Here is a 20,284-nt window from a genome sequence, read left to right as displayed (position 1 = left end):
GTTTCCACCGTGAAGGAAGCGAACGATGGCAGAGCGAGACGATTTCACGACCCGGCCTCACAGTGCGGTCATGCTGGATTTGCTTCGACTGGATGTTGGATCCGCGGTGGCATTGGTCGGGCACCCGATCCACGTCATGATGGTGCATTTCCCGATCGCATTCGTGATCGCGACGCTTGGTGTCGACGTATTCTATTGGTGGTCGGGAGACGCCTTCTGGGTGCGCGCCGGCCTTTGGTCGACGGGCATGGCTTTCTGGAGCGGCGTGGCCGCTAGCATCGTCGGCACCGGAGAATTGTTGCTGGTGCGCGGTATCCGGCTTCTTGAAGCGAGCTGGTCCCATGCCGTGGCGGCAATGACTCTCGTTGCGATCGCCGGAGCCAATTGGGGGCTGCGTCTCGTCGATACCCAATCGATCTTGCCGCATGGCCTTGCTCTCTCGGCTCTTGCATCGGTGATGGTCGGCTTTGCCGGCTGGCACGGAGGCAAGCTCGTGTTTGATCATGGCGTCGGCATTCTGGTCTCGCCGAGGAATTGATGCACCCAACGCCCGAGTCCGCCAGGCTCGAACAGATGCGCGGCGATCTGGTTGGAATCCAGGTGCGGCTTGGCCAGCACGATCCAGAGAATTGCGGCGATCAACGCGATGTAAGCGCTCATGAGTGACACGTAGGAGAGCTTGGTGAACTTTCCCTGGGGCAAGAACAACTGCATGAGGATCAGGCCGGCGGCAACGTGCAGCATCGCCATGATCCCCACCAACACCAACTTCAGCGAGAACCATTCCGCGAAGGTCGCCTGCAGGAAGATCAGTGCCGTTCCGCTGCCGATGGCGACAAATGCCGCAGGGGAGGCCAGCTCGACATAGACGAGCCGCGTGACGCGGTGCAACCGGTCGAGATCCAGGCCGGGCTCAAGCGTCCGGCGTTGCCAAAACAGGAAAGGCAGGGCGATCAAGCCGCCTGACCAGAGCGCGATCGCACCTAGATGCACGAATTTCAGGAAGGTTGTCACAGGGCCGGTTCGCTCGATCTCAAGCTGGACCACGCAATCCAGACTCTTACACCCAGATAAGGCAGCATCGCAGGTACCCACATCAGGAGGCCGGCCAGTTGCTGATCCGCAAGCGGCGCGCGCCCCCAACTTGCCGTGCTCGCCAGATGTACGAGATAGAGCGGCCTGGGCGCGAAAACGATCAACGCACCGAGAAGGCCCATCTGTCCGATGGTAGCTACCAACGCAATGAGCGCGGGACCGGATGGCGACGGCACCAGGATCGCCCGCCACAATAACCAGGCACTTCCGAGAAGCGTAATCTGCATCAGCCAATAAGCCGGCACGCTGGCAAGACCCCAAGTATAGAGGCCCGGGGTGTGCCAGAGCCAGAGGATGACCGCGTGTGCAGCGACGAGCACGACGATTGGCAACGAGCCCGCTCGCCGTTGCGGAAAAGCCAGAGCCAGAAGCGGCGCTACTGCGGCGATCAGCAGCACATGGTGCAGTACCCGGACAGAAAACAACGCCGACGACATCGCGCAGAGCGGCGAGACAAAGATGAGCAGCATCAACCCGATCGCCCCGAATCCAGCTCGGACGTCGGAGGATCGACCACGGCCAACCATGATCGCCAGGGCAACAAGCATGGCAATCAGCAACGGATCCAGATTCCAGCGCGTCCAGAGGTCGCCCGGAAGAGCGGCGGGGCCACAATAGGCGATCATGGAGTCCGGCATGGCACCCCGCGGAACGAGGGTTCGCTGCAGCGAACAACGCTCATTCAAGATGAGGAACTTAGCAGATCGGGACGAGAGAGAAAAGCAGAGTGCTCGTCGGCGAGTCGGATATGCCGCAATGCAAGAGACCGGACACATCGTTCAAGTCGTTTCGTTCAAGGCGTTCGAACTGACATCTTAACGGCGAAGACCCGATCCGAAAATCAGTAGTTATCCTCGAACGATTGGCTGTTGTTCCCGAGGGGATATCCGTTGGCCGTAATGGTAAAGTTCGAACGCGATCGCGTCGAAGGGGATGGATTCATGCAGCTTCTCTACGGCCTGCGCGGCGCTGTCTGGCTCCTTGTCTATCTGCTGTTCATTCTCGCTCCCTTGTTCGCGCTCCTGGCGGGCTCGCATCCCCCGTCGCGCGATTTTTGGACGGAGCTTTCGATCGCTTTCGGCTATTCCGGCCTTGCGATGATGGGTCTGCAGTTCGGCCTCACCGCGCGCTTCCGCTACGTCACCGAACCGTGGGGTGAAGACGTCATCTATCATTTCCATCGTCAGATATCGCTCGTTGCGGCGGGTCTGGTCGTTGCGCATCCGATCATTCTCGTCGCGGTTCAGCCGCAGTTGCTTGCGCCGTCCAATATGCTTGAAGCGCCGTTGACCGCTCACTTCGCTCTCGTATCGATTGCCTCGGTGATCGCGCTGGTCGTAACGGCCCTTTGGCGTGTGTCGCTGAAGATTTCGTACGAGACATGGCATCTTGTGCATGTCGCGCTGGCGGTCGTCGCCATCATTGCCGGCATCGTGCACATGGTCGGGTCGAGCTTCTACCTCGTTGATCCCTGGAAACGGTCGGTGTGGATCGGCCTGACGGTCTTTTGGATCGGATTGCTGTTCTATGTGCGCATCGTCAAGCCGCTCTTCATGCTGCGTCGGCCGTATCGCGTTGCGGAAGTACGTAGGGAACGCGGTGACACCTTTACATTGGTGATGCAGCCGGACCGGCACCCCGGCTTTCGGTTCAGTCCGGGCCAATTCGGGTGGTTGACGCTGTGGGAGAGCCCGTTCGCAATTACGGCGCATCCGTTTTCATTCTCCTCCAGCGCCGAGGCGGCGGATGGGTGCGTCGAGATGACGATCAGAAACCTGGGAGATTTTACCAGCAGTATATACAGGGTTCCCGCCGGTCAGCGCGTGTATCTCGACGGACCCTACGGCGCATTCACGATCGGCAACCCGGCGGACATGCACGTGCTCGTCGCCGGCGGCATCGGCGTAACACCGATGATGAGCATGATACGCACGCTTGCCGACCGGGAGGACCCGCGCCCCGTCGTTCTACTCTACGGCGTTCAGGACTGGGAATCGATCACCTTTAGGGAGGAGCTCGAAGAGCTGAAGGTGCGACTCAGGCTGACAGTCGTCTACGTGCTTTCAAGGCCGCCAGATGGCTGGACCGGCGAAACCGGTTTTATCAATGCGGAAATGTTCAAGCGCTATCTGACACCGCCATATGCCGATCATGAATATTTTATCTGTGGGCCAAACATCATGATGGATGCGATCGAAAAAGCCCTCGGTGAGATGAACGTGCCAATGTCGAAGTATCATTCCGAACGCTACAGCTTCGTGTAGGGGAATTCCCGATGCGCCGTTTGTTTGCAGACCGGCTGGTCCTGGCCACGGGATTGATCGTGATCATGACGTCGATCTTGTTCGCGCTCTTGCGCGTGGCGGGGTAAGGCAAAAGCGCAATCGTAAGCGGGAACGGCGCGACGTCAGGCTCTCGCGCGCACCTCGACCGTGCCGCCGACGTCATGACTATCTTTGCGCGGTTTGGACCGGTGGTGTCGGATGTAGAAGATCCGAGCCAGCTATCGGTTGAGCAGGGCGCTTCTCAACGGATGGAGAATGTCCGAAATGGGAACTATAAGCCCTCGAGAAACTGGAATAGCCTTCATAGCCGATCCGTCGTGCGACTTCGCTGATCGACAATTGTCCGTCTTGTAGCATCAGACGCGCTTCCTCCATGCGAAGCAAATGACCATAGACGTGGGGTGTCGCGCCAAATACCTCGCGAAATCCTTCTGTGAGGTCATTGCGATTCAGGCCGACGCGCATCGCGAGTTGCTCGATCGTGGGAGCATTGAATATTTCCCTTCGATAAATCGTCGCTGCCGCTTCGATCGCCACTCTCTTGCTCTGGACCGCAGGCGGGCGGCGCATTTGCGGGACCCAGCCATTGATCTGCGCTACGACTTCGCAAATGATTTCGATCGCTTTTGCATTCAAATAGAGATGCCTCAATGGCTCATGGTGTTTCCAGGATAATATTTGGTCCGCCGCAACCATGACGTCGGGATTTGCCGGCAGCGTCAGGGCTGACGGACTGCCGGCTCCGGAATTGAATATTGGTCGATAGATAGCCGGGACGCGATCGACATTCAGCTTGAAATGATCGATGAGATATTCGCGCTTACACGCAATCAGAACGCCACGCAGCTTTGCTCCTGCCGCCGTGTCCGAGAATGACAAGGGTGCATTGGTGATATCGATAGTTGCCGGTTTCACCGGGGAGACATGATCGTCGATCCAGCGATTATACGTTCCGCCAACCGAAATCTGAATGCAAACGTAGTCCGGCCGCGTTATCCTGAGGCTGTAGGTTGTACCCGCCTCAAAGTGCATCACGTGGAGGAATGCGGCGTCGTCAACGCGGCGATATCCATGTTCTTTGGTCTTGAAGATATTTTCGGTCGGGCCAAGCATCTCGCTGCTATGGACAAAGTTACGCCCGCGAAGCTGGTCCTCAATGACTTTGAAATCGATATCCAGGGACCTGTGCATGCAACGGTGCCGCCTACTAATCGCCAACAGCCACTATATCAACCAGATTGTCCCAACACCCATTTGCTACCTTATCGTGCTGCCTTGCACACTTCAATTGCCATCGCGATCACGATTGTTCCCAGCCTGTTTTGGCGCAGTCAGGCCGACCAGCGTCTGATCGCCGAGAAGGCCAGTTGCGCCAATAACTTGCGGGAATTTCTCGACGCCGGACAACGCGAAGATGGCATTCCCTCGACGCGCCGCTGAACCATCAGCTACCGGCTGGGAACATGACGCCTGCAGAGGGCCCAATCCGGTTGAACCTGCGGTTTGCCCGGCTCAATGACATCCGCCCCATCGCAGCCTGTTACGACAAGCTCGCTGCGACGTCCTCCTTGGAGTGCTGATCACCTGAACAAAAAGATTCCCGATTTGTGCCGACCGAGCCATCAAGGGTCGATCAGTTGAGCCCGGATCGCGTATCGAACGAGACCTGCAACCGAATTCACATTCAGCTTACGCATAGCCGCTGCCCGATGCGTTTCCGTCGTTTTCACGCTGACGTTCAGGATGGAGCTGATGCCCTTGTTGCCGTAACCCTCCGCCACCAACTTGACCACGAGCTGTTCTCGCGGCGAGAGTATCTGAAAGTCTTCTTCGGCCGGGCCATCGTTAAATTTGCTCGAAAGTGTGCCATTGAAGAACGGCTTGTGCGCCAAAAGCGAGGCAACGGCAGTCAACAGCAACTTGTTCGCATCCGATTTGGCCAGGAATGCCCGGGCACCTGCTTCAAAGGCTTGCCGCGCGAGCAAATTGGAATTGTAAGCCGTGAAAATGAGAACTTCAGTCTGAAGTGACGCCTCCCTGATCCGCCGCGCAACTTCTATTCCGGTCATGCCGGGGAGAGAGAAGTCGACGATGGCGAGATGAGGCTCGATCTTGATGGCTGCAGCCAGCGCGTTGCGTCCATCGCTCGCTTCGGCAACGACTTGCCAGTCGGCATGTTGTTCCAGGACCGCCCGTAGCCCGGATCGGACAGCCGTATGATCGTCAGCGATAAGGATCTGCTTCATGGTTTAAACTCGAGCTCGTTGCGCGCGCAGTCTGCCTAGTCTGTAGCCGAGTCCGGCGCGCGAGTTGCCCCGCTCTGTATATTCGACGGCCGGACCTTTATTTCAGTTCTTGGCTGAGCTCCGATGCCTGTCGCGACAGTTGGCTGATTGAGTTTTCGTCGTTTGTAATGGTACGGGACAATCGCACACAACGTGGTACCAGGAAGTCGCCGTCCCGGTGCAGACCATATCTCAAGCCGCCCGCCCATCTGCTGAAGTCTCGCTCTCATCGCGGGAATTCCGACGCCGAGCGATGCGGAGGTGCCGTCGGGCGCCCGGGAGGCGATTCCGCACCCATCGTCGCTAATCCGCAATTCAAAATGGTTGTCTGCTATCTCACCCGATATCTCGACCTCGGTCGCTCTTGCATGACGGAAGACGTTGGTGAGAGCCTCCTGAACGATCCGCAACAACGAGTGCTGGCCCTTGTAAGGTAGTCTGTCGATCTCAGGTGAGATTTTGGTTCTGACTTTCAGCGCGGTTCGAGCACTGAATCCCCTGGCATATTGCTCGATAGAAACCTTCAATCCATCGACCGTCAGATTCCGGGGATGCAACAGGTAGGCAAAGGCTCTTATTTCCCTGAGCGCGAAATCGATGGATGTGTCGATGTCGTCGAAGAGCCGCTCTAGCATGGCTGGGTCGCCTAAGGCAGTCCGGACCCTCATCATGCTGAGACTGGCGGCGATCAGGTACTGACACGTCGAATCGTGGAGATCGGATGCTATGCGTTGCTGGATATCCTCCTGAATATGGACCAGCCTTGTGTTGACGCGTCCATCGATGTCAGGCCTCGATTCAGTGAGGCTTCCGGATGAGCAGCTGCTCACGTCTCGATGGCTTCCAAGCAACTTGGTGACGCTGCCTGTATCTGGATCGAAAACCGGAGTAGCGACCGTCTCAAAATCGCGCAGCGATCCGCCAAACGCGAGGCGATGCCTGACGCAAACCTGACGGCCTTCGCCGAGGCAGGTACGAAAGGCTTTGCAGATGGATCGAGCGTCTTCCGCGCCAAAACAATCGGAGACGGGCGTCCCGATGACGCCGTCCGACGGAATGCCAAGGACAGCTCTCAGAGCAGGGTTTATGGTCTCGTACAGGAATGTTCTTCCGCGCAATACGCGCACGGCAAAGAGGTAATCGGTAGTAACCGTCCAATATCTCTGCTCGTCGCCTTGTTCGGAGCCAATTGCGGGACGCTTCTGGAAATCGGTCCGAATGGATGGAGCTCTCCTGGCGAGATGTTGCCTCAAGACACGTTCTCTCTGTGTTCAGGGGTTCGCAATATCGCAATCCCATCTGACGAAAGTGGTCTCTCTTCTATTCGCGTAAACTTGTAGTGGTTGAAAGACGGTCGGCGTTGCCCGCTAACTCAGAATCTGCGGCACGGTCGGGTAGTCGAACATAACTGATCACGATTTGCACGTGCCGGGTGCGAGATTGCACTATCTCCATGAGACTTTGCCATACAGTCACGAAGGCGATGCCAGGCACGCCAGCGATCCAAGCGCGATATCGATACAGTAGTCGCCGCTCCCGGTCTTTGTGCCACACGTCCTGGCCGCGCGCTTCCCTCGTCACGGTATCGGTCCGCCCAAGGCCGTGATGATGACACGAGGCTGAAATAAAAGCGGATAGACCGAGGATGGGGATCGGACCATATTAGTGAAGATCACTTTTTAGAAAAATGTTCGACAAGCAAGGGAGGCACCGAATGTACGCCAACATTCTCTTGAGCACGGATGGATCGGATGTCGCAAGAAAGGGCGTTGAGCACGGCCTCGCCTTAGCCAAAGCGCTGAACGCCAAAGCAACAATCATCACCGTAACGGAGCAGATGTTCATCGACTATGGGAGCGGACACGCGTCGGGGTATATACCCTCGCAGGAAGAGATGGATAGGTACGACGCATCTCACAAGGAACGCGCGGGCAAAGTGCTTAAAGAGGCGCTATCTATGGCGGAGCAGATTGGGATTACTGCAGTACTCTTGCACGTTCCGAATGCGCACGCGGCTACTGCGATTGTCGAGACGGCAAAGTCCAGAGGCTGCGACTTGATCGTCATGTCCTCTCACGGGCGCCGCGGTCTCAGGAAGCTTTTTTTGGGGAGCCAAACATCTGAGGTGCTGGCGAACGGAAGCGTGCCGGTGTTGGTCGTGCGCTAAGGAAGGTCCGCCGCGAAGCTCTCATATCGGTCGGTCCTGCGAGCATCGCAAACTTCGCCGTCACGGCAGCAAAATCAGCTGCAGGCCGGCAATCATGATCAAGGCACTTAAGACCGTTGTCGCTTGGATGCGTTTCACGGGCGATCGATGGGAGCCGTTCGGACCGATTGTCACCGACTGATCCGTGCGGCTGTGAGCGGCCGCCGTTCGCGCCACGCCTGCTCTCTTGCGTCTGATGGCGTCATGCAGAAGCGGCGGCGGAAGGTGCGCGTGAAGGACGAGCATTGAACCCGCCTCGACGACAATTCGGCCCCCGGCTAGCTTGGGATCGCCGCCTTCCTCCCGCGCCCCAGCGCAAACTGCCCGACCGGGCCCTCGACGTGAAACTCGAGCCCCGTCATCTTCGCAAACAGATCGATATTGCCCGTGCCGATGGCGCACCCACTGAGACCCATGTCGGTCGCGGCCAGGTAGAACGTCTGGATCAGGCAGCCGACGTCTTTGAGGATCAGCGAATAGGCGATCGAAGAGTATTTCCAGGAGATCCGCCCGAACCGCGCGGCGATCGTGATCAGGATTTGCGGCGGACCGGATGCGTCCATGGCGAACTCGGCGGCCATTGAAAGCGCCTGAAGCTGCTGGGCGGGGGCGTCGATCGCGACCAGTGCGTGGCCGCCGGCGTCGTAGTGATACAGTCCACGCGCAAGCCCCTCGCAGTTCGAGACCGTCAGGTACAGCTCCAGCTCATAGGCGCTGCCGGCGGCCGGATATGGTCTCGAGCCGTAGGTGACCTTCGGGTCGCCGTCGCCATCTACGCCGCTTGTCCATTCCGACAGCACGCGGGCGGTGGTGCCGAGAAACTGCGTGAGCTCGGCCAGCGTGACCGGATGCAGGTCGTCGAAATCCCGTGTCGAATGGCGCGCGCGTAACAGTTTTGCGAAGGGCGACGCCGGCTGCTCTGGCGTGGCGAACTTGCCGAGGGAGATTTTCCTGCCGGGCCAGGGCGGGCGCACGGCGGGCAGCGGCGGAATGGTCGCTGCATGCGCGTAGGTGCCGCCCACGGGGTTGGCATGCCTGCCTTCCGTGCTCCGCGTGTGGAACACGAGATCGTGGAAATCCCAGAGAGCGAGATTGCGATCGCGTTCGTTCGCCCGAAGCCCGTCTCTGTCTTTCGCATCGGGCTTGATCAGCATCCCGCTCTCGAGCAGCAATCCGAGCAGGTCGAGGTTCGAGGCCGCTTGCTTGCGAAGCTCGCCGATCTTTCGCGGCTGCGACAGGGCAGCGAGCGTGGCGGCGATGGCGGGATCGCAAATCCGGAACAGCGCGCCGGCGCGTGGCGATTCCAGCACCATCTCGTTGCCGCGCCGGCGCAGATAAGCGAAGCGTGACAACACGATCGTATCGGCGCTCGACAGCTTTGCGCGCTGCGGCCAGTACTCGGCGATCTGGGGCTCGATGACCACCAAATCTCGCGCGTCACGGGGAGAGAACAGGCGATAGTCGAGCAGCCCGTGCTGCGCCAGTCGCCGCACCAGAGCATGAAGCTGCCGCGCGAGGGCGCTCTTGCCGGCAAGGGAGGCGAGCGGCAGGCCGGCGGCGAGATGCTCCGCGCGGGCGATTGCCGCGGCGCTGAATTGTCCGAGGCTGACCGAATAGTCGTTCGACACCGCGGCAATGCTTCCGTCGGCCTGCATGTGAAGCGAGAAGCGGCCGTTCAGCCGGGCGGCGATGATGGGCGCGATCGTCCTGCTCGGCTTTTTCCGGGGCGCGCGCAACGAGATCAGCCTTCAGGTGTGTGGCAGGAACGGGGTCAGTTCGCTTTCCAGTCGCGGGCGATCCAACAGGCCAAGCTTCACCGGGACATCGTAGAGCCGGCCGGGCCCGAAGCGGCGATAGAAATGCCGCAAGCCCGGAACGAGCACCCTGACCACGGGGACCTCGACGTCGGGTCGCGTCTGGTCGAGCACGAGGAAATCGTATCCCGCGCGGCTGGCAATTTCCACGCAGGCATTGACCTGGTCGCGCGTGTTGTCGTGGACGGTGATCCCAGGCGCCGGCGGAATAATAGGATTATCGCTGGGGGTCAGGAACGGATAATCGTCCAACCGTAGCGGCGTGACACCGTCGAGCGACGGCTTCTCGCCGCTTGCGCCGCTCATCATCCCGATCGACATGAACTGGGTCAGCTCGGTGAGCGAACGCAGCAGGGCGATGCGGCGATCGAAATGCGAGCCGGACCCGAACTCGATGTTCTCGTGTCCGTTCTGCATCCAGTGCATGATCGCAACATAGGAGGGAATGCCGAGATCGCTGGTGATGTCGAGCACCCAGAGCCGGCGCCCCGCATCGGCAAACTGGCTCTGGAGATCCCGCACATAGGAATCCGCGAATTGCGACAGATCGAGTTCGGCGCGCTGCACGCGGTTGTACCACCAGATCGCGTAGGCATCGCGCTCGACCAGTTCGAGGAAGCCTTGAACGATGGCCTCCTCGCGGGTGTTGCCGGCCGCGCATCCGTTCGAATCCGTGTGGAAACCGCCATAGAAGAAATATAAAAGGCCGGTCGGAAGATACTTGAAACGCTTGTCACGCAGTGACCAGACCGGCGACCACTCTGTCCTGGTCGCGGGATCGAACGGCTCGGGAACCGGATGTGAATCGTCCGGCAGCGGGACATGCCTGTTTTGAAACTGCGTGTCGCTGAAGAACTGGATGTCGTTGGGGAGAAGAGCGTCACCGGGCGCGAAGTCGGCAAAGCGGCGCATCGTCCTGATCTCGTCACCCTGGAAGATGCCGGAGTAGCGCTCGATCGACTCCATCAGCGCGCTGGCCTCGCCCTGCTCGGCCGTGGAGCCCTTGCCGAAGCTGCCGCCGCTCAAGCCGGACCTGAGCTGATCGATGTTCCAGGCCGGCGCAGAGAAATTGTGGTGCGCGAAAAAATTGGTGTTCATCGGCAGGTCGACCTCGATCCGCTCGAGCCGCGACACCACGCCGGTCAGCGGACTTACGTGTTTGCGGAACCGCGCCACGGTCGCGCGTGACGTCACGGTGCGATATCCGCCGCTGGTCATGACGAGCTTTCTGCCCTCGGCAAGCTCGATCGGCACCGCTGCCCGTCGCGGATTCCTGAGCTTCTTGCTGCCGCAGATCGAGCATTGCGGACGCTTCGCGACGTAGTGCTTGGCGATGGCGGCGCCGGTCAGGTCGAAGCTTGCGATGTGATCGCTGAGATCGGTGCGGAATCCGGAGGCGATCGCCTTCGCGATTTCAACGGCAGCGAAGTGGATCGCGGTCTCGCCTACGGCGTCGCTGACCAGCGGCGATATTGCAACCGCTTGCGCCGCGCCGCGGTCGAGAAATCCCTTGATCTCGCGATTGCGGATCATGCGATCGTGCAGGCAGGTCCAGCAGGCGCTCTCGCCGGGCTTGAACACGGGCCCCACCAGCGGAAACACGCCGGACGGCTGGACCAGCAGCCAAGGCGTCCCGTCGGCGACGCGTTCGCCGTTCAGTTCGGCGAGCCGCCGTTCGAGGTAGTCGTTCACAAGCGTGATGATGAGCCTGGGCGACCGCCTGGTGATGCGAACCCCGAGCTTGCCCAAGGCCGCGCTCAGTTCGTTCGCGCCGTTGACGTCGATCGATTCGACCCGCACAGGCCAATTTCGCAGGTTCTCTTCGGCGATCTCCGGAGGCAGGCCGAGGCTTGCCCAATAACCATCAACGGCGGTTGCGTGCGATGCTCCGCTCACGACGTAGCGGCGCTCCAGGAGCCGCCTGATGGCTTCCTCGATCTCGGTTGTGGGAAAACGCTTCGAGAGCTGGCGGATGATCTCCGGCGCAGTCTTGCCGTTCTTTCCGATTGCGCTTGCCACGGCGCAATAGAGATCGCCGTGCAGGAAGAACTTGCGGCTCTCGGAATAGAGACAGACCGCGTTAGGAGGAAGCAGATAGGCGGTGAAGTTTGGCGCGAATCGCAAAATGTCGTTGCGGGTCTGCTTCGCAGCGCTGCTCTTTCCTTGACTGTCATCGGCTCAGCACGCGGATCCTGTTGCCGTCATGTCCGATTGCCGGCGCACGACGGATTCTTGGCGCGGCCCGACTTGTGCGCCGAGCTCGACCGGCTTCTTCAATTGAGTTGGAACACACTCGCTCGCCATCGGCAAGCGGACCAGCCAGGCGCCGCGAATGCCGTAACCAAAACAGCAAATTGGCCGGGTCGTTTGCGAGCCCGGCCAATGAATTGGCAACCTGTCGATACACAGTCAGCGAGCGCTATTATCTAGCACCAGCGGCAGCGGCCCCACGATGCGCAGCACCCCGTGCATGCCACCGGCGCAACGACGGCGCAGCCGATGCCAACGCCACAACCGACGCCGCAGCGGCACGCCCTGCAGCCTGCGCAGCCTCGGCAGCCACCGCAACCTCTGGCCGCACAGCCACGGCAACCGCCACAGCCGTGGCCGCAGCCACCGCATCCGCGCGCGAGCAGCACGCCGCTGAAGGTTTTTTCATCGCCGGCGAGATGGAAAGTGGCGAGGTTGACGTCGGCGAGCTCTTCCTCACTGAGCGCAGAGAACTGGCCGGGCGAAAAATTCGTTCGCTGTTGAGGCTCGTCTGCCGGCACCGCGGACGCCATCGCGCTTCCCGCCAGTGAAAAAGTCAGTCCGGCGAATCCGAGCGCCGGTACTGCAGCTTTGGTCATTCGCTTCTTTTTCGAAGCTTGCTTCGCTCGCTGCATGGCCGCATCCTCCATGGGTCGAAGAACGATATGGGTCGAAGAACGATGTTCTACGATCATCCTACGCCGAGCAATCAAAGCGGGCAAGATTCACGTGAACACGAAATGTAATGGCGCTCGTTCAGACTGCATTCATCTTCATGAATGGCGTTGCCGCAAATTCCGATCCAGAGTCCTGTCGATGATACCGGGCTGCGGCACATGATGCAGTGCGCAATCATCTGTCTGCCCGAACGGGGACACTAACGTGGTCGATCACCTCGGACGCTTCGTTTGGTATGAGCTTCTGACGACGGATATGGCGTCGGCCGCTGCTTTCTACGCCGGAGTGGTCGGCTGGGATATGAAAGATGCGTCGAGCCCGGAACTGGCCTACACGCTGCTGACTGCGGGCGACGCTCCGGTCGTCGGGCTGATGGATCTCCCCGAAGAAGGGGTGCGGATGGGAGCAACGCCGAGATGGCTCGGTTACGCCGCTGTCGATGACATGGATGCGCGGGTCGCGCAGATCCGCCGGCTCGGGGGCGCGATCCTGGTCTCGCCGACCGACAGCAACATTGGCCGGATTGCGATCGTCGCAGATCCGCAAGGAGCGACCTTTGCGCTGGTCACCGGCCTGACATATGGCCAGTCGCAGCAGAGCGGGTTGGACCAGCCCGGGCCCGTAGGCTGGCACGAGTTGCTGGCCGAAGACCGAAGCACAGTCTTTCCGTTCTACGGAAAGCTGCTCGGCTGGCAACAGGCCTCCACGGAGGCCGACCCGGCAAGCGTATATGAATTGTTTTCGGCGGCCGGGCAGACGATCGGCGGCATGCTCACCAAGCTTCCCAGCGTGCCGCAGGCATGCTGGCTTCATTACTTCAATGTCGACGACGTTGGCGTGTCGGCCCGGCGGGTCGATGCTGGCGGGGGTCGGGTCCTTCAGGAGCCGATCGCGTTGCCGATGGTTGCTGGATCGTGCGATGCGTCGATCCCCAAGGCGCCCTTTTGCGCTGCAGGGGGCGTGGGACCAGAAGGGCATCGCGCGATCCTCGGCACCGGAGGTCACCTGGTCCGCCAAATGGGGCGGCATCGCTTCACAGGGCAGGATGGTGCTGCACAAGACCAAGCGCTAGGCACAGGATCGCGCGCACCCCTTCTGGCACTCCGCTTGCTCAGTCAGGGCCAAAGCCAGGCCTCAACAGGGAGGCCGTTTCAGGTTGAGGCAAGTGATGCAGGAAGTGTCCCGTTCTGGTGCGGCTGGAGAACTCCGGCTCGACGCGTTGATCGCCGATTTGTGGTGGCGCGTCCGGCTGCTCAACACCGACATTCTCGAGGAAGAGGCCCGGGCCGGAGTGTTCGACACGCGAGAGCCGACCTATCCGCCGCGCGCGGCGAACCTTCGCGCGCGACGCGACAATCTGGTCTCGACCATCGGCCTGCTCGAACAGCGTGCCAGATCGACGTCCGAAGCGGCTTGAGAGCCGCCTCACACCGGAAACGTCAGCGTCTTCGCGAGCCTCCTTATCGTTTCATCCCCGCTCGATTTGCGCCGCCCTTGTGCTATTGCTGCTGCTCGCGCAACGATGCGAGGTTTTCATGCTTCCCATTCCCGCCGACATCTTCACCGAGCCCGAGGACGTCTCGCCCGACAGTCTTGCCAATCTCGGGCCGCTCCGCCGGCTCGCCGGCACCTGGCAGGCGAACAAGGGCATCGATATCAATCCGAAGGCGGAGGGGCCGGAGCGGCGGACCTTCATCGAGCACATCCGGATGGACCCGATCGATCCGCAGGCCAATGGTCCCCAGCTGTTCTACGGGCTGCGATATCACATCCACATCAACACGCCCGAGGAGGACATCACCTTTCACGATCAGGTCGGCTATTGGCTCTGGGAGCCCGCGACCGGGCTGATCATGCAGACGCTGGCGATCCCGCGCGGGCAGGTGCTGCTGGCCTCCGGCCAGGCCAAGCCGGATGACAAAAAGATCACCGTCACGGCGAAGCGCGGCGACACCGCTTACGGGATCTGCTCGACCGGCTTCCTGGAACAAGCCTTTCGCACCGACACTTATCGATGCGATCTCAGCTTCAACGACGATGGCAGCTGGAGCTATCAGATCCAGACCGAGTTGTTCGTCCGCGGAGCGCCGTTCAATCATCGTGATAGCAATACGCTCCAGCTGGTCGCAGCGCCAAAACTCAATCCGCTCGCGATGATCGTGAACGATCGCGCCAAGGGTGGTAAGCCGGCCTGACGAGCGGGCACGGAGAATTAGCATGAAGCCTTACGTCGTCTGCCTGATGCACGCGAGTCTCGACGGTCGCACGCATCCGAGCCGCTGGCGCCCGAAAGGCGCCGGCACCGATTGGTTCGAGAAGGTCCATGACGAACTCGGCGGCGATGCCTGGGTGATCGGCCGCGTCACCGGCTCCGAGTTCGCCAAGGGCAAGCCCTATCCCGAGACCTCAAACGAAAGATTCCGCGCGAAAACTGGTTGGCGCGGCGCGATGCGAAAACCTATGGCGTCGTGCTCGACGCGCACGGCAAGATCGGCTGGGGCCGTTCCGACATCGGCGGCGATCCGATCGTCGTCGTGCTGACCGAAAGCGTGCCGGATTCCTATCTCGCCGGCCTGCGCGGCGAGGGCGTATCTTATATCTTCGCCGGAAAGTCCGACATCGACCTCGCATTGGCCGTCGCCATCCTCAATCGCGAGCTTGGCGTCAAGCGCCTGCTGGTGGAGGGTGGCGGTGTTGCCAATGGCGCGTTCCTGCGCGCCGGCCTGATCGACGAATTCAACCTGATCCTCAGCCCCGCGATCGACGGCGCCAGGGGTGCACCGTGCGTGTTCGATTCGACAGACGCCGACAGCGACAAGCGCGCGCCGCTCACCGCGATGACACTGGAGAGCACGCGACAGCTCGGCGGCGGGGTGCTGCTGCTGCGCTACCTGATCCAGAACGACGCCGCGGGCCAATAAGCAACCGCAATGTCGGACACGCCAGATCATATCGTCATTGTCGGCGCCGGCGCGGCCGGCCTGATGGCGGCCCGCGAGCTCGCGCGCCGGCAAGCAGGTCACGATCCTGGAGGCGCGCGACCGCTGCGGCGGACGCATCCATCCGCTGCCCGCATCGCAGTTCGGCTATCCCGCCGATGGCGGCGCCGAGTTCGTCCACGGCGAAGCGCCGGTCACGCGCGGTCTGCTGAACGAGGCGGGACTGTCGCTGCAGCCCATCGAAGGCACGCAATGGAGCTTTGACGGCACCAAACTCTCGCGCGAAGGCCGGGACAATCCGCATGAGGCCGAGCTTCATGCCGCACTGAGGGACCTGAAGCACGACCTCACCGTCGCCGAGTTCCTGCGCCTTCATTTTGCCGGCGACAAATATGCGCGGATGCGCCACGCGATCGAACGGATGGTCGAGGGCTACGACGCCGCCGAACCCGAGCGCGCCTCGACGCTGGCGTTGCGTGAGGAGTGGATGGTCGGCGGGCATCATTCGCAGGGGCGTATTGTCGGCGGCTACGGCGCATTGATTGCGTTTCTGGTGGCCGAATGCTGCAGGCATGGCGTTGTGATCCGCCTCAATTGCGCAGTGGCGGCGATCGAACGGGGCACCTCCGTTTCGGTCCGTTGCGCGAGCGGCGAGGCGTTCGCCTGCGACAGCGTGATCCTCACCGTACCGCTACCGCTGTTGCACGAGATCGCGCTGCCGCAAGCCGCGCGCGAAAAGGCGGCCGCGGCGGCCGACATCGGCTTCGGCAATGTCATCAAAATCCTGCTGCGCTTCACCGGGCCATGGTGGCGCGACAGGACGGCGGATCTCGCCGATCTCACCTTTCTGCTGTCGGATAAGACGATCCCGGTGTGGTGGACGCAGAATCCGTCCGATCATCCCGTGCTGACCGGCTGGTTCGGCGGGCCGCGCACCGCCGTGCTGTCCGGACTCGATCGACGGGCCTTGATCGACGCCGGCATCGATTCGCTCGCCACGATCTTCGGCCTGTCACGCGATGATCTCGCACGCGATCTTGTCGCGGCGGAAGCCGCCAACTGGGCGCACGATCCCTTCGCCCGGGGCGCCTATTCCTGGGCGACGCCGCAGACGCGGGCGGCGCAAAGGTTCTCGCGCGCGCCGATGGTTCCGTGCTGTTCTCCGGCGAGGCGCTCTATCGCGGCCGCGACATGGGAACGGTCGAGGCGGCGCTTGCGAGCGGCTTGGAGACGGCCGGCCTCATCTTGCAGCGTTGAAAAAGAAGGCCCGCATCACTGCTGGCCTCTCGTTCACCAGCGATCTGCACCGAAGCTGAACGTCACGCCGGGACCGCTGCCGCGATAATAGCCGTAGGGTCCGCCGCCGTAGTAACCGTGGTGCCGCGGGTAATAGCCATAGCTGCGATAGTGCGGCCGATAATAGCCGTTATGGTGAGGCCGCGAGTGGTGGTGGCGATAGCCATGATGATGCCTGTGCTGCGCGCTGATGTCGGTCGATCGGCTGACTTGCGCGTTCGGCTTGGCCTTGCCGCCACCGGCCGCGTTGGCTGAGGACGCGGCAAGCGCAACCGCACCGATGGCCATCGCGACAAAGAAATATTTCATGTCATCACTCCAGTTGAGAGTCGAGTGACAACCAATGGGCCTTTGCTGCGTTCCGGCGAGTGCGGGCGTCGAAACGACGCAGACGATCAGCGCGCAAATCGCGCTGAGATTTATTGTCGCACCGCTGCGAGCGAGTTGATCACGTCGTTCGTGGTCACGATCCGGGCGAATTCGCCGTTCAGGTTCGACAGCGTCATCGCATGGATCGATTTGGCCGAATGCGTGTCGCCGTCGGGGCCGACGCGATCGAATGTCCAGGTCGCGTCGCGCACGAGGGCCGCATCGAAGCCGAGATTGCCGGCCATCCGCGTCGTCGTCTCCACGCAATGATTGGTGGTGGCGCCGCAGATGACGAGCGTGGCGATGTCCTTGCGCGCAGGCGCGCCTCGAGCTCGGTGCCGATGAAGGCGCTGTTGACGCGTTTGACGATCACGGGCTCGCCGGCCTGCTCGCGCGCCTCGTCCTTGACGGCGTAGCCGGTGCGCGAGGGCAGGAACGTCGAGTTCGGCTTGGTGCCTTCGTGGCGGATGTGGAAGATCGGCGCGCAGCTCGCCCTGAACGCTGCGAGCAGATCAACGATCCGCGCCACCGCATCCGGATTGTTGCGCCGCTTGCCCGCTGCCTCCCATTCGTCGAATGCGCGCTGGACGTCGACGACGATGAGGGCGGGGAGGGGATGGGGCATGGCGTGGGGATACCGGCGGTTAATTGTCCTGTCAAATATGCGAGCCGATTGGGAATGAGCACAATGCCAATCTTCCCTCGTTTTCGCGACGCCTCTCGTGCTCCGGACGCAGCGCAGCGTCTCTTCGACGGTGCGCTGCAGAGCGGGGGCCCATGTTTCCACGAGTACTCTTTGCAGCCTGGGTCCCGGCTCTGCGGAGCAGCGCTACGCGCTGCACCGCGTCCGGGACACGAGAGTGGATTGCGCGGGCAGCGCCCCTCATGGATGCGGATCGGGAAAGCCATGCCGCTCGGACAGGGCAGCGAGAATGGCGTCTTTCTCGGCGATGCCGTTACTTGAACGGATCCTGGATCGACGGCGAGGACTGCCGGATGCGTCGCACGCTCACCGGCTTGCCGTCGGAGACGAACAGCAGCTCGTATTTGCGACCCTCGTTGTCGGTTGCGGAGCAGGTGACGTCGTTCACTTTCCTGGCGGCGAAATTGCCGGTTTGGCGGCAGGTGCCGGTGGAGGTTTGCTCCGCCGGCACCGGCAGGCCGTCCACCTTCGGCCGATTCTTGGAGTTGAGCAGCATGCGGTCGACCGGCAGCTCGTAGGAATTGTCGTCGGCCCGCTTGCCGTTCTCGCCGGAGAACGACACGACGTGGTTCTCGTCGGAGGGATCGTCAACGGCGACCGCGAAATTGACCCGGCCCTTGTCGTCATGGGCGAATGCCACGGTTTTGCAGGCAAAAGCGCGCCCGGCAACCTTCAGCGTTTTGCAATGGCCCGACATCAGCGCCAGCATGTCGATGAAAGGATTCAGCTGGGCTGCCGGATTGCTCGCCGAAATCGCGCTGGAAGATCCGGCAAAACAAGGGCTTGCCAGGGAAAGGAGGAGTGCAGCCAGGACCGGTCGGCGGAGGCGCATCGTCGGGCTCATCTGCCAAGGGGCCACGGACGGGCGAAAGTTCCGCCCGATCGCCAGCGAATCACAAATTGGTTGCGATCCCGTTTGCTCCGCCAAGCATTCGACAAAGCCCGTCTGGAATACCACCGCGCCACCCATCGGCGATTCGCTTCGATCGCCCCAAGCCTTCCCGGCAGGCACTTGCCGCCAGGCCGATGTTTTTTTCGTGGCAGAACTAAGCCGTCGCCGCCTGCCAGCGCCCGTCGCGCAAGGATGGGCGGCGGTGCAGGCGGGCGTCAAGCAGGCTGCGGGCGCGCGGCAGCTCGCCGCTGCGCATCAGGGCGACAAGGAAGGTGTCCTCGATCAGCTCGCGCTGGGCATGACTGCCGCCGATGCGCACGACCTCGGCGAGGACAGGCGCGAGCTCGCGCACGCAGGCCGCGTAATTCTCGTCCGCGAAAGCCGCCAGTGCGCGGCAGATCGCCGGCACCACGGGGCCAGCCGGCAGCTTGCCATCGGCAAGGCGCTGCTCGATCACGCCCAGGCGTGCTGCGAGCGCCGCGCGATTTTGCGTCGCGACCGCGAACAGCGCCATGTGGACGTCGGCGAAGGGTAGGCCCGACTTCGGGAAGAATTTTGAGCCGTGGCGTCGGCCTCGACCCAGAGCGCTCTTGGCACGGCGTGGCCGTAGGCCGACAGGCGCCAGAGCAATGACGCGCTGTCGGTGACGACGTTGAGCGGCGGCGCCTGCGTGGCGGAGGGCTGCAGCACATCGTCATAGATTTTGAGCGCGCGAGCCGCATCGCCATGCTCCAGCGCGCCGAGCGCCTGATGCCAGCGGATATGGCCGTGCAGGATACCGGCGCGGTCGTAAGTAGGAAGCCAGTCCTCGACGAGACGGTCGGCCGCGTCGAACGAGCCGTCCTCGAACATCGCATGCAATATGGCATGTGCGGCGTGGGCGTTGGCCCGGCGCAGATTGAAGCCGCGCTCGGTGACGGCGCGGCCGCGGGCGACATCGCCATTCTCGGTCATCGCCCAGCCGGACATGGTGAGAAACCACCAGTCCTCGCCATAATGATGCGCGACGCGCTCGCAGAGTTCATGCCGGGCGCGGTCGTGATCGGCCATTCCGGAGAAGGCGAACAGGCCGAACGCGCCGAGCGGCAGCGACAGCACCACGGCATCGCGCGGCCAGCTCTCGATGTGCTTGAACATCGCCGCGATCGCATCGGGCAGCCGGCCCCCGATCGCAAGCGCCAGCGTCTCGACATGCGAGCGCTCGCGCTCCGTGCCGCGCTTGGCGACGAGCTCGCGCGCCAGCGAGGCCTTCTGCCGCGCAAGATCACCCTGCTGGTAGAACGCATGCACGCGGGCGCGAGCAATGTGGGCCAGCGCGAAATCCGCATCAGCGGCGATGGCGCGTTCCAGCGTCTCCGCCGTGCTGGTCCAGCCGGCAAGCATGAGGTCGATGCCTTCGCGATAGGCCGACGCCGCCTGATCGGAGCTGGTGGAGAGCGGCAAGCCGTAACGGTCTTCAAGGGCCATCATTG

17 protein-coding genes and 5 pseudogenes are annotated in these 20,284 nt (G+C 61.8%); 11 read left to right on the top strand and 11 right to left on the bottom strand.

The features are described 5' to 3' along the window. The first annotated feature begins 70 nt into the window (after nt 1-70). Entirely contained in the window at nt 71-538 is a 468-nt protein-coding gene (locus ACTGJ9_RS01960) for a DUF2231 domain-containing protein (RefSeq protein WP_456678422.1), read from the top strand. Here ACTGJ9_RS01960 and ACTGJ9_RS01955 read toward each other — a convergent pair. After that, a complete protein-coding gene (locus ACTGJ9_RS01955; protein ID WP_456675696.1) occupies nt 502-1,014 on the bottom strand; it encodes a CopD family protein in 513 nt (170 codons plus the stop codon). The two genes, ACTGJ9_RS01960 and ACTGJ9_RS01955, sit on opposite strands and share 37 nt — an antisense overlap. Further along, entirely contained in the window at nt 1,011-1,733 is a 723-nt protein-coding gene (locus tag ACTGJ9_RS01950; RefSeq protein WP_456675695.1) for a cytochrome c oxidase assembly protein, read from the bottom strand. The genes ACTGJ9_RS01955 and ACTGJ9_RS01950 overlap by 4 nt, the downstream gene beginning before the upstream one ends. Nucleotides 1,734-2,036: 303 nt before the next feature. Between ACTGJ9_RS01950 and ACTGJ9_RS01945 the strand changes: the two genes are divergently transcribed. Further along, nucleotides 2,037-3,359, top strand: coding sequence for a ferredoxin reductase family protein (locus tag ACTGJ9_RS01945; protein ID WP_456675694.1), 1,323 nt, complete (start codon nt 2,037-2,039; stop codon nt 3,357-3,359). Between the two features lie 186 nt (nt 3,360-3,545). Here ACTGJ9_RS01945 and ACTGJ9_RS01940 read toward each other — a convergent pair whose 3' ends face one another. Continuing rightward, nucleotides 3,546-4,295 (bottom strand): helix-turn-helix domain-containing protein, encoded by a 750-nt coding sequence (locus ACTGJ9_RS01940; RefSeq protein ID WP_456675693.1) that lies wholly within the window; start codon nt 4,293-4,295, stop codon nt 3,546-3,548. Nucleotides 4,296-4,304: 9 nt separating this feature from the next. On the opposite strand from ACTGJ9_RS01940, the gene ACTGJ9_RS01935 reads away from it, so the two are divergent. Then, on the top strand, nt 4,305-4,820 hold the full coding sequence (locus ACTGJ9_RS01935; RefSeq protein WP_456675692.1) for a hypothetical protein: 516 nt from the start codon (nt 4,305-4,307) through the stop codon (nt 4,818-4,820). A 182-nt stretch (nt 4,821-5,002) separates the two neighbouring features. Here ACTGJ9_RS01935 and ACTGJ9_RS01930 read toward each other — a convergent pair whose 3' ends face one another. Together ACTGJ9_RS01930 and ACTGJ9_RS01925 are read right to left on the bottom strand one after the other, a co-directional pair. After that, entirely contained in the window at nt 5,003-5,626 is a 624-nt protein-coding gene (locus tag ACTGJ9_RS01930) for a response regulator (RefSeq protein WP_456675691.1), read from the bottom strand. A gap of 35 nt (nt 5,627-5,661) precedes the next feature. Beyond that, on the bottom strand, nt 5,662-6,918 hold the full coding sequence (locus ACTGJ9_RS01925; RefSeq protein WP_456675690.1) for a sensor histidine kinase: 1,257 nt from the start codon (nt 6,916-6,918) through the stop codon (nt 5,662-5,664). Nucleotides 6,919-7,379: 461 nt separating this feature from the next. On the opposite strand from ACTGJ9_RS01925, the gene ACTGJ9_RS01920 reads away from it, so the two are divergent. Beyond that, nucleotides 7,380-7,832 (top strand): universal stress protein, encoded by a 453-nt coding sequence (locus ACTGJ9_RS01920; RefSeq protein WP_456675689.1) that lies wholly within the window; start codon nt 7,380-7,382, stop codon nt 7,830-7,832. Nucleotides 7,833-8,149: 317 nt separating this feature from the next. Here ACTGJ9_RS01920 and ACTGJ9_RS01915 read toward each other — a convergent pair whose 3' ends face one another. Then, nucleotides 8,150-9,526 carry a SagB/ThcOx family dehydrogenase gene (locus ACTGJ9_RS01915; protein WP_456678421.1) on the bottom strand — a complete coding sequence of 459 codons (1,377 nt, stop codon included), beginning with the start codon at nt 9,524-9,526 and terminating at the stop codon, nt 8,150-8,152. Between the two features lie 93 nt (nt 9,527-9,619). Beyond that, nucleotides 9,620-11,809, bottom strand: a complete 2,190-nt coding sequence (locus tag ACTGJ9_RS01910; protein ID WP_456675688.1) for a TOMM precursor leader peptide-binding protein — start codon at nt 11,807-11,809, stop codon at nt 9,620-9,622. 479 nt (nt 11,810-12,288) lie between these two features. Here ACTGJ9_RS01910 and ACTGJ9_RS01905 point away from each other — a divergent pair, with 479 nt between their 5' ends. The 7 genes and pseudogenes from ACTGJ9_RS01905 (at nt 12,289) to ACTGJ9_RS01875 (ending at nt 16,809) form a co-directional block, all read left to right on the top strand. Then, nucleotides 12,289-12,486, top strand: a complete 198-nt coding sequence (locus tag ACTGJ9_RS01905; RefSeq protein ID WP_456675687.1) for a hypothetical protein — start codon at nt 12,289-12,291, stop codon at nt 12,484-12,486. Nucleotides 12,487-12,868: 382 nt separating this feature from the next. Then, nucleotides 12,869-13,120, top strand: a pseudogene (locus tag ACTGJ9_RS01900) (VOC family protein); the annotation flags it as partial. Nucleotides 13,121-13,532: 412 nt separating this feature from the next. After that, the gene (locus tag ACTGJ9_RS01895) at nt 13,533-13,685 is read left to right on the top strand and encodes a hypothetical protein (RefSeq protein ID WP_456675686.1); all 153 of its coding nucleotides are present in this window, start codon (nt 13,533-13,535) and stop codon (nt 13,683-13,685) included. A 96-nt stretch (nt 13,686-13,781) separates the two neighbouring features. Continuing rightward, nucleotides 13,782-14,030, top strand: coding sequence for a hypothetical protein (locus ACTGJ9_RS01890; RefSeq protein WP_456675685.1), 249 nt, complete (start codon nt 13,782-13,784; stop codon nt 14,028-14,030). 118 nt (nt 14,031-14,148) lie between these two features. After that, nucleotides 14,149-14,808: an FABP family protein gene (locus ACTGJ9_RS01885; protein ID WP_456675684.1), complete on the top strand. Its 660-nt coding sequence runs from the start codon at nt 14,149-14,151 to the stop codon at nt 14,806-14,808. Nucleotides 14,809-14,830: 22 nt separating this feature from the next. Then, nucleotides 14,831-15,534: pseudogene (locus tag ACTGJ9_RS01880) on the top strand (RibD family protein). A 9-nt stretch (nt 15,535-15,543) separates the two neighbouring features. Continuing rightward, nucleotides 15,544-16,809: pseudogene (locus ACTGJ9_RS01875) on the top strand (flavin monoamine oxidase family protein). 33 nt (nt 16,810-16,842) lie between these two features. On the opposite strand, the gene ACTGJ9_RS01870 reads toward ACTGJ9_RS01875, so the two are convergent. The 4 genes and pseudogenes from ACTGJ9_RS01870 to ACTGJ9_RS01855 all read right to left on the bottom strand — a co-directional run bounded on the left by ACTGJ9_RS01870 (nt 16,843) and on the right by ACTGJ9_RS01855 (nt 20,279). Continuing rightward, nucleotides 16,843-17,157, bottom strand: coding sequence for a hypothetical protein (locus ACTGJ9_RS01870; protein WP_456675683.1), 315 nt, complete (start codon nt 17,155-17,157; stop codon nt 16,843-16,845). Nucleotides 17,158-17,267: 110 nt separating this feature from the next. Beyond that, nucleotides 17,268-17,842 (bottom strand): annotated as a pseudogene (locus ACTGJ9_RS01865) (cysteine hydrolase family protein). Between the two features lie 331 nt (nt 17,843-18,173). Beyond that, nucleotides 18,174-18,752 carry a hypothetical protein gene (locus ACTGJ9_RS01860; RefSeq protein WP_456675682.1) on the bottom strand — a complete coding sequence of 193 codons (579 nt, stop codon included), beginning with the start codon at nt 18,750-18,752 and terminating at the stop codon, nt 18,174-18,176. Nucleotides 18,753-18,966: 214 nt separating this feature from the next. Beyond that, nucleotides 18,967-20,279 (bottom strand): annotated as a pseudogene (locus ACTGJ9_RS01855) (tetratricopeptide repeat protein). Nucleotides 20,280-20,284 lie beyond the last annotated feature (5 nt).

Source organism: Bradyrhizobium sp. RDM12 (assembly GCF_051917485.1).
In the GTDB taxonomy this organism is placed as follows: domain Bacteria; phylum Pseudomonadota; class Alphaproteobacteria; order Rhizobiales; family Xanthobacteraceae; genus Bradyrhizobium.
Note: the sequence above shows the minus strand (reverse complement) of the source record. Positions and strands in the feature narration are given on the sequence as shown.